12 protein-coding genes are annotated in these 13,036 nt (G+C 34.1%); all 12 read right to left on the bottom strand.

The annotated features are described in order from the left end of the window. Positions 1 to 49 precede the first annotated feature (49 nt). A complete protein-coding gene (locus tag KJ849_04075) occupies positions 50 to 940 on the bottom strand; it encodes a methylenetetrahydrofolate reductase (protein MBU2599738.1) in 891 nt (296 codons plus the stop codon). A gap of 86 nt (positions 941 to 1,026) precedes the next feature. Beyond that, a complete protein-coding gene (locus tag KJ849_04070; protein ID MBU2599737.1) occupies positions 1,027 to 1,737 on the bottom strand; it encodes a methylenetetrahydrofolate reductase C-terminal domain-containing protein in 711 nt (236 codons plus the stop codon). A 35-nt stretch (positions 1,738 to 1,772) separates the two neighbouring features. Continuing rightward, a complete protein-coding gene (locus tag KJ849_04065) occupies positions 1,773 to 2,708 on the bottom strand; it encodes a response regulator (GenBank protein ID MBU2599736.1) in 936 nt (311 codons plus the stop codon). Between the two features lie 34 nt (positions 2,709 to 2,742). After that, positions 2,743 to 3,681 (bottom strand): response regulator, encoded by a 939-nt coding sequence (locus tag KJ849_04060; GenBank protein MBU2599735.1) that lies wholly within the window; start codon positions 3,679 to 3,681, stop codon positions 2,743 to 2,745. A gap of 90 nt (positions 3,682 to 3,771) precedes the next feature. Continuing rightward, positions 3,772 to 4,764: a response regulator gene (locus tag KJ849_04055; protein ID MBU2599734.1), complete on the bottom strand. Its 993-nt coding sequence runs from the start codon at positions 4,762 to 4,764 to the stop codon at positions 3,772 to 3,774. Between the two features lie 61 nt (positions 4,765 to 4,825). Beyond that, a complete protein-coding gene (gene recA, locus KJ849_04050; protein ID MBU2599733.1) occupies positions 4,826 to 5,842 on the bottom strand; it encodes a recombinase RecA in 1,017 nt (338 codons plus the stop codon). Between the two features lie 292 nt (positions 5,843 to 6,134). Then, positions 6,135 to 6,719, bottom strand: a complete 585-nt coding sequence (thpR, locus tag KJ849_04045; GenBank protein MBU2599732.1) for an RNA 2',3'-cyclic phosphodiesterase — start codon at positions 6,717 to 6,719, stop codon at positions 6,135 to 6,137. 37 nt (positions 6,720 to 6,756) lie between these two features. Next, positions 6,757 to 7,236 (bottom strand): phosphatidylglycerophosphatase A, encoded by a 480-nt coding sequence (locus tag KJ849_04040; protein MBU2599731.1) that lies wholly within the window; start codon positions 7,234 to 7,236, stop codon positions 6,757 to 6,759. 76 nt (positions 7,237 to 7,312) lie between these two features. Further along, positions 7,313 to 7,921: a CDP-diacylglycerol--glycerol-3-phosphate 3-phosphatidyltransferase gene (pgsA, locus tag KJ849_04035; protein MBU2599730.1), complete on the bottom strand. Its 609-nt coding sequence runs from the start codon at positions 7,919 to 7,921 to the stop codon at positions 7,313 to 7,315. A 3-nt stretch (positions 7,922 to 7,924) separates the two neighbouring features. After that, a complete protein-coding gene (locus KJ849_04030; GenBank protein ID MBU2599729.1) occupies positions 7,925 to 10,153 on the bottom strand; it encodes a DNA translocase FtsK in 2,229 nt (742 codons plus the stop codon). An 11-nt stretch (positions 10,154 to 10,164) separates the two neighbouring features. Continuing rightward, on the bottom strand, positions 10,165 to 10,965 hold the full coding sequence (gene uppP, locus KJ849_04025) for an undecaprenyl-diphosphatase UppP (protein MBU2599728.1): 801 nt from the start codon (positions 10,963 to 10,965) through the stop codon (positions 10,165 to 10,167). A 290-nt stretch (positions 10,966 to 11,255) separates the two neighbouring features. Next, positions 11,256 to 12,959 (bottom strand): ribonuclease J, encoded by a 1,704-nt coding sequence (locus KJ849_04020; protein ID MBU2599727.1) that lies wholly within the window; start codon positions 12,957 to 12,959, stop codon positions 11,256 to 11,258. Between the last annotated feature and the right edge of the window lie 77 nt (positions 12,960 to 13,036).

Below are 13,036 nucleotides of genomic sequence, written 5' to 3'. Positions count from 1 at the left end.
ACTATAATACTCGCCTCTATCCGACAATTGAAAGTTGACAGGACACTAGTTATATTTTTACTTTAGCCATCTCCAGTATTTCTGGCACTATCTCTTCCTTACCAATGGCCATGAGATGAATTCCGTCGCTTATTTTTTCATCCTTTATCTGCTTAATTTGCCGGGCAGCAATCTCCATTCCTTTCTGTAATCCTTTACCTTTTTCTACCCCGGCCATTTCTTCAATCAGCTCTTGGGGAACAATAATACCAGCTACGTTAGCATTAAGATACTTGGCCATACCTGCCGAGGTAAGAACTAAAATTCCGGCTAAGATCTTTACCTTAAATTGATGGGCATACTCCGTGAACATCCTTAGTTTATTCAGATCATAAACTGCTTGAGTCTGGAAAAACTCTGCCCCAGCTTTAACTTTTTTGCGAAACTTTAATAATTGTGATTCCATCTGATCAGCTTCAGGTGTAACCGTAGCCCCCAGACAAAACTCTACTGTTCCATCAAGGGCGTTTCCACCAATATCTCTACCTTGCTCCAATGTCCTTACTGTAGTAATCAATTGAACTGAATCTAAATCAAAGACTTGTTTAGCTCCTTTATGATCACCCAAACTGATATGGTCGCCAGTCAGACAAAGAACATTATGAACACCTAAAACATGAGAACTAATCAAATCAGATTGTAAAGCCATCCGATTACGATCACGACAAGTCATTTGCAAAATGGGCTCACCGCCGTGGTCTTTAATGAGATGGCAGGTGGCCAAAGAAGAAAGCCTCATCACTGACGATTGATTATCGGTCACATTCATTCCATGGACTTTATCCTTTAGCATCTCTATGTGATGCATCATCTTCTCAATATTAGTTCCTTTGGGAGGCCCAATCTCTGAAGTAACTACAAACTCACCTGATTTTAGAACTTCCTTAAACGGTCTGTTCATATAGAGCACCTATTAATGAAAAAATTTGATCTAGAGCAAATTAATTTTTAACTCCAAACAAGGTAGCCCTTGAAGTTTATTTTTTATTACTTGGTATTATTTCTTAATGTCTGGTTTTCGTTATAACTATTAGAATAGACATCTTCTCTGACTATCCTTCGTTGTCCTTTATCTCTATCTGTGGACCAATCTTTAGGTAAAACTATCTCCTCTATCTGATTAATCTGCCCTAATGCTTTTAGTCGTTGGTAGATTAACTGCCAGCCGCAATTCATCTCTTTATCTATCTCGCATTTACCATTCTGGCTGCCACCACAAGGACCATTAAGTAATGTCTTTGAGCAACGAGCAATAGGACAAATACCGCCAAATTTACCTAAGCCACAATTTCCGCAACCCCGACAGGTTTCTAACCAAAAACCAGGCTCTTGGGGAAGTCCCATGAAGCTGGTATTAAGAGCTGGATAAATTGGCTTATTACTAAATCGTTCCACCAGTGCTTGTACTCCTACTCCACAAGCAGAAGAAATTATGGCTTCTACCCTGGCTACTTTATCCTTTAACTCATCTACAAATTCCCACTCACATTGCCGTTGAATACATTCCTCAATAATTTCTGGGGTTTTCCCAGCCAATCTTAAGGACATTCGTAAACAAGAAGCCATAATGCCTACTTCCTTTTCTCCACCAGCCATGCAAACTGTAACACAAGTACCACAACCAACCACTAAAATTTTCTGGTAACCAGCCACCATCGCCTCTATTTCTTGAATTGGTTTTTGCTGCGCAATAATCATTTAGCTATATTCTCCTTAATCTTAAACATGACAATTTAAATTTTTCTTCTCTCTACCATAAAATTACTTCCTTCTTTTTTCTTTAAATATCGCTTAATTTCTGCTAAGGAATCACTTACCTGAATATGGCTCTTTATATTCAGATCTTGACTAGAAATACCCCCGATGGTAACAGTAATTTTGGCCGGATACTTATTTACCTCCCCTGATCGAGTCTTAATCTCAATAGACCTAGCCTTTAAATCCCGATCCTCAAAAAACTGGTGAGAAGTCTCTTCTATCTTCTTAATAATTTGATTAGCTAATACTTCTGATTTTTGAGGAGTAGTAATAATAATAAAATCATCTCCCCCGATATGACCAACAAAATCATCCCTATCTTTATCTTTCTCAATTGCGGTAAGCAAAACTTCAGCCAGATGCTTAATAACCTGATCACCTCTCTTGTATCCATAATAATCATTATAAGCCTTGAAGTAATTTAAGTCTAAATATAAGAAAGCTGAATATTTACCTTCCCTTAATCTCTTCTTTATTTGTTCTTCAATTAAGTTGCCCCCTGGTAAAGCTGTTAAAGGATTAGAACCTCGTTCCCTATGGGTTCGTCTTAAGACAGCTTTAATGCGAGCTAAAAGCTCTGAAAAATTAAAAGGCTTAGTTACATAATCATCTGCTCCTAAAGTAAGTCCTTTAACTTTACTCTCTAACTCCTCCCGACAAGTTAACATAATGATAGGAATATGACTGGTATAAAAATTATCTCTTAGTTTTTGACATACTCCAAAGCCATCTAACTCAGGCATCATCACATCTAACAAGATTAAAGATGGGTTATGATTAAAGGCTAATTCCAAGGCTAAAAAACCATTTTCCGCAATAAGGGTTTTATAACCTTTTTTCTGTAAAACAGTTTTTAGGATTTCAGTTAAATCAAGATCATCATCCACAATTAAGATCGTCTCTTTATCCATACCTTTTCCACTCCTATCTAATCTCTATCTATCCCTATCTAACTTTTTTTCGCCGATCTACTACATAAAGATTGCCACCTTTGTTCTTCCCATAACGTTTTAGCGCTGCTAAGATGCTACTTATTTCCATGGAATTTTCAAACTGACTGTATTCAGTAGTAGTTACTGCAATAGTCACGGTAAGATTAGCAGCAACTTTTTTCTTTCCTCTTCGGGTCAAGGTTTCAAAATAACCTCTCTTTAGATCTTCTTCATCAAATAATTGAGGTATAGAAAAGGCAGTATTTTCAATAATGTCTTTACAAATGTCAATAGCTGCCTCTAACTTAGTAATAACAATAAAATCATCTCCCCCGATATGACCTACAAAATCCTCTGAACTTCCGTGCTTTCTTATCGAAGACAAGATCACATTAGAAAAAGTCTTAATGGCGTAATCACCCCTACTATATCCATAATAATCATTAAAAAACTTAAAATCATCTATGTCGGCATATAAAAAGGCAAAAGGAGTATCATTCTTTAATCTATTCTTAATTTGATGTTCAATAGCCAGATTTCCTGGTAATTGAGTTAAAGGGTTACAATCCCTTTCTAAATGAGTCCGACGTAAGACCGCTTTAACTCGAGCCAAGAGCTCAGAAAGATCAAATGGTTTAGCTATATAATCATCAGCCCCTAATTCTAAGCCTTTTACCCGATCAGAAGTTTCTCTTTTTACAGTAAGAAGCACAATAGGAATATGACTGGTCACATAATCATTCTTTAGCTTTTGACATACAACAAAGCCATCCATATGAGGCATCATAATATCTAAAACAATCAAATCAGGATGAATCATTCGAGCAATTTCAAGAGCTTGAATACCGCTTTGAGCTTCTATACAGGAATAACCATTTTCCATGAAGAAGCTTTTTAAAAGATTAAGCATATCTACTTCATCATCTACTAATAATATTAATTCGCCAGCCATATTATCCTTTTGAAATGGCATAGTAGTTGTTTTGGAATAATGATATTAAGTAATAAAAGATAAACTCGTTTGGAGTCAAACTAATTTGCTCTAAGTCAAATTTTCATTAATCGGTACTATAACATCTGTAAGTTTAGTAATTTTCTTTTTTTCCCTGCGATCAATAATGAAAACACTTCCTTCTACTTGTTTGCCATACTTCTTTATTTCAGCTAAAGTATCACTAATCTGTAAAGAGTTAGTAAAGCTTGCATATTGGTTAGAGGTAATAGCAATAGTAATGTCTAAACGGGCAGGAAACTTTTTAGCATTTCCTCGGCGATCAAGTATTTCAAAATAGCCTTGCTGACGATCTTTTTGGCCAAAGAGATCAAGGGAAGATACTTTTAAATTCTCGATAATATTCTTACAAATATCCTCGATAGACTCTATCTTTCGGGTAATAATAATAAAATCATCTCCCCCGATATGACCTACAAAGTCATCCAAATTTCCATGCTTTTTTATCGAACTTAAGATAATATTAGCTAAAAGTTTAATGGCTAAATCTCCCCTACTATATCCATGATAATCATTAAAAGGTTTAAAATTATCTAAATCTGCATACATAAAACCAAAGGGCAATCCTAAGTTTAATCTATTCTTAATTTGATGTTCAATCGCCAGATTTCCTGGTAATTGAGTTAAAGGGTTACAATCCCTTTCTAAATGAGTCCGACGTAAGACCGCTTTAATCCGAGCTACTAATTCTTCACTACTAAATGGTTTAGTGACATAATCATCTGCTCCTATCTTTAATCCTTTGATCTTGTCAAGAGTATGATCTTTAACGGATAAAACAATAATGGGAATATGACTGGTATGAAAATCATGCCGTAGTTTTTTACATACCTCATAACCACTAATCTTAGGCATAAGGATATCTAAAATAATTAGATCTGGAAATAATGTCCTGGCTAATTCCACAGCTTCCTTTCCATTATTAACTGCATAAGGCCTAAAGTTCTCTTTTTCAAAGATTGCTTTCAAGACCAAAGCTATTTCTAGATCATCGTCAACAATTAAGATTTTTTCTCCGGGCATAACCTTTTACACTTCTAAAATTATTTAGGAATTCTAAGATAAATTCTTACCTTTTGCTTAGCTAATCTTCCTTGCGATTAGAAGACTCCTTAAGAGCTTGACTTTCAGAATAAAGATAAATAAATGGGTACTTCTTTTTAATCTCTTGTTCTAATTGATTACAGATTTCTTTATTCTCAAAGAGATATTTCTTGACATTTTCTCGCCCTTGGCCTAAACGGGTGTCCCCCAGAGAAAACCAAGCACCAGATCTTTGAACAAAATTATTCTCTAAAGCTAAATCAATTAAACTTCCTTCATAAGAAATACCACTCTTATAAATCATATCAAACTCGGCAATCCTAAAAGGAGGAGCAATCTTATTTTTAGCTACTTTTACTTTTACGCGGTTACCAATAACCACATCTCCTTCTTTAATTAATTCTATAGTACGCATGTCTAATCTTAAAGAAGAGTAAAATTTAAGAGCATTTCCACCGGTAGTAGTTTCTGGATTACCAAACATCACCCCTATCTTCATCCGAATTTGATTAATAAAGATAACTGCGGTATTGGACTTGCTCACTACGGCCGTTAATTTACGTAAAGCTTGTGACATTAAACGAGCTTGTAAGCCCATATGACTATCTCCCATTTCACCTTCAATTTCAGCTTTGGGTGTCAAAGCAGCTACAGAATCAATGACCACCACATCTATAGCTCCACTTCTGACTAAAGTCTCCGTAATTTCCAAAGCTTGCTCTCCGGTATCAGGTTGGGAGATTAACAAACTATCTATATCTACTCCAATCTTTTTAGCATGGGTTGGATCTAAGGCATGCTCTGCATCAATAAAAGCAGCTATGCCCCCTTGTTTTTGGGCCTGAGCAATGATATGAAGAGTTAAAGTGGTCTTTCCCGAAGATTCCTGGCCATAAATTTCAATTACCCTGCCTCGGGGTATCCCTCCCACACCAATAGCAATGTCTAAAGATAAAGATCCGGTAGGAATTACAGAGATATCTTTTATTATCCTTTCATCTCCTAATCGCATGACTGAACCTTTCCCAAATTGTTTTTCAATTTGAGATATGGCCATATCTAAAGCTTTTTCTTTACTTTCTTGCGTTAAAACCACCAATCATCCTCCTTTTTTTTTATTTTAAAAGATAGACTATTATTTTGTCAAGCAATATTAAAATCTTTGTTACAGCAATATTAAAATCTTAGTAACACTCTATTCAACTGAAGTGTTCTTTAAAAAAAACTTCATTGCAAATTAAATTTGAAATGAATTTCAATGAGTTACAGAAAAGGCACTTCACTTGGGTAAATAGTTACAAATCTTAAAAATACAGAAGCGTTCAGCCTGACTGCTGACAGCTGAACGGTTACAAAAACACCTCCTTAAGTTGGGTATAAACAGCTCCTTTTGGGGTAAGAGTGCTCTTTATAATTCCTATCTTCTTAGCTATAAAAGAATGAGCCTCTAAATGATCTATCTTCTTGGCCTTTTCTATGAAGTTCTCTCTCTCATTTATTCTTTTGATTCTTCCTAAGGTCAGATGAGGAGTATATCTTCTTTCTTCTTTAAGAAAACCCAGGTCGGCTAATGAAATTTCTATCTCTTCGGTTAATTCCATTAGTTCTTTACTCCCTTCTTTTATGCCCACCCAAATAATCTTAGGTGTCTTTTTATTTAGAATTATGTCTAAATTAGAGAAGCTTATCTTAAAAGGTAAAATACTACCAGCAATAATTTGAAGTTTCTCATAAATTTCTTCCACTTGGAAGATCCTTACATTTCCTAAAAATTTAAGAGTAAGATGAAAGGATTCTTTTTCTATCCACTTAATTTCATCTTGATCATTCTTTAAGGCTTTTATAATCTTACTTATCTCCTCTTTTATCTTATCTTCAATATTAATAGCGATAAAAGTTCTGATAAAGTTTAAACTTGATTGATTAAAGCTCATTAATAAGTTATCCTATTACGGCTGCGGAAAATTAAGTTTATTTAATTAATTTCTCAAGTAACTGACTTAGGCGAAGAATTAAATTAGTTATTATTCCAGCGGCTAAATCATCAGCTAAGATCCCTATTCCTCCTGAGATATTTTGAAGTTTCTTTATAAAAAAAGGTTTACTTATGTCTAAAAATCGAAACAAAAGGAAAGAAGCAACTATATTTCTTAGGTCAAAGGGAATTAAGAAAACAGCCACTAGATATCCTAAAAATTCATCTAAGATTATTTGGGGTGGGTCCTTTTCGCTTAAAAATTTTTCCGCTAAATGACAGATAAGAACACCGATCAATATTAATGAAACTAAGATTAAACCATACCAAAAAACACTTAAGGTAACCTTAGATAAATATAGATAAGCCAACAAAGCTAATAAAGTTCCCAGTGTTCCAGGAAAAAAAGGAAAATATCCTACAAAAGACAAAGAAGCCAAGTAGATAATAAAAGATCTGGCTATCTTAAATCCCAAAATAAGTCCTTATAGATAATAAAAGACTGGCTATCTTAAATCCCAAAATAAGTCCTTATAGATAATAAAAGACTGGCTATCTTAAATCACAAACTAAGTCCTTATACTCAATAAGATAACTTACTCCTGAATATAAAGTAAAGAAGGTAGTGGCGAGAACTAAAGAGTAAGGAAGTAAGTGAAAAATATACTCTATAAAAAGTCTCGGTTCGTAACTTAAACTTTGATAAATATTATCTTGATTAAGATAACTTTTGAAGGTAAGGAGAAGCAAAATGGCAATAATAGTTATAATTTGAGAAGTAGTCTTTACTTTGCCTTCCATAGAAGCAGCTACTACCGTTCCTTCATTGCTGGCAATTAATCGCAGGCCAGTAATAATAAATTCTCTACTAATAATTAAAACCACCATCCAAGCAGGAATATATAAAGAAGGAATACTCACGAATGAGATAAAAGCAGCAGAAATTAATATTTTATCAGCTAAGGGGTCCATAAATTTTCCCCAGTTAGTAATAATCTTATTCCGCCTGGCAAAATATCCATCTAACATGTCAGTTACGGCGGCTAAGATAAAGATAAATAAAGCCACGTTTTGAAAAAAGAAACTCTTACAGGAAATAAAGTATAAGAATGGTGGGACAAGTAAAACTCTAGTAAGAGTTAAGATATTAGCTACACTCATAAATTAAACCCTCTCTAAAGGATTTTTAATTAAAACCTCTCGAGGTTTACTTCCATTAGTTGACCCAATAATTCCTTCTGCTTCCATCATATCTACTAAGCGAGCAGCTCGATTATATCCAATCCGAAGATACCTTTGAAGCATAGAAGTAGAAATTTGATCACTCTCCATGGTCAAGTTAACTGCTTTTTCGTAAAGTTCGTCATCTACCTCTTGATTATCTAAATTACTACTATCTTTTTTCTCAAATATTTCATATTCCATCTTTACCTGCTGGGAGTTAAGGAATGGTTGTTTTTTAATAAAATTTACTACCGCTTCTAACTCTTGGCTAGAGAGATAGGCACATTGAATCCGAATAGGCTTAGGTATTCCTCCAGGTAAGAATAACATATCACCTTGACCTAATAATTTTTCAGCACCGTTCATATCTAAAATAGTTCGAGAATCAATCTTAGAAGAGACTTGAAAAGCAATTCTCGAAGGAAAATTAGCTTTTATTAAACCGGTGATGACATTGACTGTAGGCCTTTGAGTAGCAATAACTAAATGAATTCCTACCGCTCGAGCCATCTGAGCAATCCGGGTAATTGATTCTTCGCAGTCTTTTGCTGATTTTGCAGAAGCCATCATTAGATCAGCTAATTCATCAATCACCGTTACAATGCAAGGAAGCTTCTGATCGCCAGCCAAAGAATCAAGGCAGACCTTTAAGCCTTCTGGTATTTGTTTTGGAGGATCTTGATTGAAAGATTCTATATCTCTAACTCCATGATATGCTAATAATTCATACCTTTCTTCCATTTCCGTGACTAACCAAGAAAGAACTTGAGAAGTTCGCTTAGGATCGGTAACCACTGGAACTAATAAATGAGGTATGCCATTAAAGCCACTAAGTTCTACTCTTTTAGGATCAATTAAGATAAGCTTCAACTGAGAAGGTGAGGCATTGTACAAAAGAGAGGTAATAACAGAATTAATACAAACACTCTTACCTGAGCCAGTCGTTCCAGCCACTAAAAGATGAGGCATCTTCCCTAAATTGCCAACCACTACTTCTCCTGAGATATCTTTTCCTAAGGCTAAAGAAAGTAAAGAATCTTCATTTTTATATCCCGAAGAAGAAAGTATTTCTTTTAAAGAAACTAACCTCCTCTTTTTATTAGGAATCTCTATGCCTATAGCTTGTTTACCGGGAATAGGTGCTTCAATTCGCACACTAAGAGCCGCTAATGCTAAAGCAATATCATCACTTAGGCTAACAATACTAGAAACTTTTGTTCCAGAAGAAGGTTGTAATTCGTATCTCGTTACCACAGGACCCTTGCTTACTTGAACTACCTTAGCTTCAATATTAAAATTAGCTAAAGTATCTTCTAATTGATGAGCATAGGAAAGAATATCTTCTTTACTCTCTTCTGTCTCTACGAACTCAACATCTTGAAGTAAAGAAAGAGGGGGAAGTTGGTATAAAAAAGATGGGCAAGGCTTTGACTCTTTTAAATCTTCTTCATTTTCTTGAATAGGTTCTACAATTGGTTTAGGTTTTACTTGGATCTTCTTATCTTCCTTTTCTATTAGTGGCTTAAAATTGCTTTCGACTATATTTTTTTCCAATCTCCTTCTGGATCTGTTTTTTTTTACTTTACTAATTAAATTATTAATTAAATAAAGATTAAATTTTTTTAAAAGATTAAAAAAGTTAATCAGAGAAAAACGGAAGGCTAAAATAATTCCCAATAAGATAAAAAAGATAATAAATAAGTAATCTGCTACCCCAAAATATCTTTTTAAAATGACAGAAAGATTACTCCCTGTTAAACCATAAAGATGGAAAGTTTTATCAGAAATTTCAGAAGAACTATGAAGAGCAGCTAAAAAAGTAGGCATTGATAGAGAAAGAATTAAAAAACCAATAATATAACTCTTTGGCCAGGGATTTATCTTTTTAAATTTGTTAATTCCTAAGATTCCTAAGATCGCAGGAATAAAAAATGCTCCTATGCCAAAGAGAAAAAATAGCCCAGAAGATAAGTAAACTCCTATAATACCCGCATAATTTTTAAGATCTGTTTGATCAAGTTTTGAGGTAAACCAATTAATAGATTTATGATCACCTTCGTGGTAACCAAGTAAGCTAACTAAAGACAAGATAGCTAAAGTAATAAAAATAATTCCTGATATTTCAGAAGCAATAGATGATTTTTTATTTTGGTCATTGGAATTTTTCATAAAACTTTTCTCTATATACTTTCCCAAATAACCCACCACCCTATCATTAAACAATAAACACTAAAAATATAAAGCTTATATCTTCTTAACATCCATAATAAAACCTTAATCGCCAATATTCCTGAAACAGTAGCCACCAAGCCCCCTCCAAGGTAAAGATGCCAATGATTAGACATGATCTCCATATTATTAGCACTACTAAGATCTAAGGTTACTGCTCCTAAAATAGCCGGTATAGAGAGTAAGAATGAGTATTTAGTGGCTATTTCTCTATTTATATTTTGCATTATCCCGGTAGAAATAGTAATACCTGACCGTGATATCCCTGGAATAATGGCTACTCCTTGCATTATTCCTATTGAGAGAGCATTGACCACGTTGATCTTTTCTTTCTTTCCTGGTTTATTTAAAATTTCAGCTAAAAATAAGATAACTGCGGTAGCCACTAAAGCAAAACCTACTGATAATACCGAAGTAAATAAACGTTCAAAATAAGGCTTAAAAAGAAGTCCTATTATTCCGGTAGGTATAGTTCCTAAGATGATCATCAATAAAAACCAAATTTCATTATTAATGAAGTCTTTCTTTCTAAAATATCTCATAGTACTCTTTAGCATCGCCAAGAGGTCATCTTTAAATACATAAACTACGGAAATTAAAGTACCTAGGTGGAGGATAATATCAAAGAATAGCGGAGGAAGAGGAAAATTTAAGTAATGTTGCATGATGACTAAATGTCCCGAGCTACTGACAGGTAAAAATTCAGTCAGACCTTGAACTAAGCCTAAAATTAATGCTTTTATTATCTCCATAACTTAAATATTTCTCTATAATAAATAAAGTTTTATGGAACTAATGAATGTTGTTAATTTAAAGCAACAATATAGTAGTTATTAACAGCAATTCTCATTATGAGATTTTACAAAACAGATTCTAGTCCCGTGCCAAAAACAAGATACTTATCACTCCAATCAGATAAGGAATAAATAAACAAGTAAGCGATTTAAATCCCCCTGCAGCTTTGCTACTTTCCCCCTTTATCAAAGGGGGATTAAGGGGGATTCCATGTTGTTTGAGAATATAGTGCTATAAGGTAGAAATTTTATATTTCTACAATTAAAGGAAGGATCATTGGCCTTCTTTCCATCTCTTCATAAAAAAACTTCTTTAAAACTCCAGAAACAGTATTCTTGATAACGGGCCAATCACTATTTTGAGAAAGGCATTCTTCTAAAACTTTTTCTGCTTTTTGTTTAGCTTTAGAAAGTAAGCTTTCTGATTCTTTGGCATAAACAAAACCTCGAGAAATAATCTCTATTGGAGAAAATAACTTTCTACTTTGCTTATGAACGATAATCAAAACCACCACCATCCCATCAGAAGCTAAATGTTGACGGTCTCGTAAAACAACATTACCTATATCTCCTACCCCTTTTCCGTCTACTAAGACCATGCCTGAATTAACACTTCCAATAATCCGAGCTTTATCTTTAGTGAGCTCTAATTTCTTTCCATTTTCTAAAATAAAGGTGTTCTTTTCTGGAATTCCTACTTTATGAGCTAATTTAGCATGATGAATGAGATGACGATATTCGCCATGAATAGGCACAAAAAATTTAGGATTAGCTAAGTTTAACATCAGCTTCAACTCTTCACTACTGGCGTGACCAGAAACATGAACTTCTGAAACTTTTTCATAAATCACTTCTGCTCCTAATTTAAATAAATTATTTATTGTCGAAGCAATGCTGCTTTCGCGACCTGGAATAGCTCGGGCTGAAAAGATAACCGTGTCTCCTTTTTCAATCTTTAATTGTTTATGAGAATTGGTAGCCATTCGTGATAATGCTGCCAACGGTTCTCCTTGACTTCCGGTAGTAAGAACTACAATATGAGAAGAAGCTTGTTTTTTAATATCTTCAAAAGGAATTAAAGCTTTTTGATGGTCAGAAAGAAGATAGCCATACTTAATAGCCATATCAATGGTATTGCACATACTCATTCCAATTATAGCTACCTTCCGATGATGATTAATGGCACATTCAATTACTTGTTTAAGGCGGTGAATATTAGAAGCAAAGGTGGTTACAATAATTCTTTTTTTAGCTTCTATAAAGGCATTATGGAGGTGTCCTCCCACTTCTTTTTCAGAATGTGAATATCCTGGCCTCTCCACATTAGTGCTATCTGATAAAAGCAGCAATATTCCTTGAGTGCTATGCTCGGCAATCGTATGAAAATCAATTAATTCTCCATCGAGAGGAGTTTGATCGATCTTAAAGTCTCCGGTATGAAGAATACTTCCTATCTTGGTAAGAATAACCAAACCTACTCCATCTGCAATGCTATGACTTACCCTAAAAAATTTTACTTGAAAAGAACCTAAAGTTATCTTATCTCTGGGTTTAATGCAGATTAATGAAGGTAAATTTTTGATCTCAAATTCAGCTAATTTACTTTCTAATAAACCTAAAGTTAATCTGGTTCCATAAATAGGAACATTTATCTGAGAAATAATATAAGGAAGAGCCCCAATATGATCTTCATGTCCATGAGTTAAGATAATAGCTCGAATCTTAGAACTATTCTTTACTAAGTAACTGATGTCAGGAATAATTAAATCAATACCTAACATTTCCTCTTTTGGAAACATCAGCCCTGCATCAATCACAATAAGATCATCTTTGCTTTCGATGATCGTCATATTTTTGCCAATTTCACCACATCCCCCTAAGGGAATAACATATATTTTATATTCATCAGCAGACTTTTTTTGATTATACTTATTTTTTAAGTGCGGATTCATTTGAATACTCCTAAAATGTCATTTTGAGCAAAGCAAAGAAATTTCTTTTGAGAATTACTTCAACTAGGACTGGCCAT

It is taken from the genome of bacterium, from assembly GCA_018830565.1.
In the GTDB taxonomy this organism is placed as follows: domain Bacteria; phylum UBA9089; class JAHJRX01; order JAHJRX01; family JAHJRX01; genus JAHJRX01.
The sequence above is the reverse complement of the archived record's forward strand: the minus strand, read 5'-3'. Positions and strand labels throughout refer to the sequence as shown.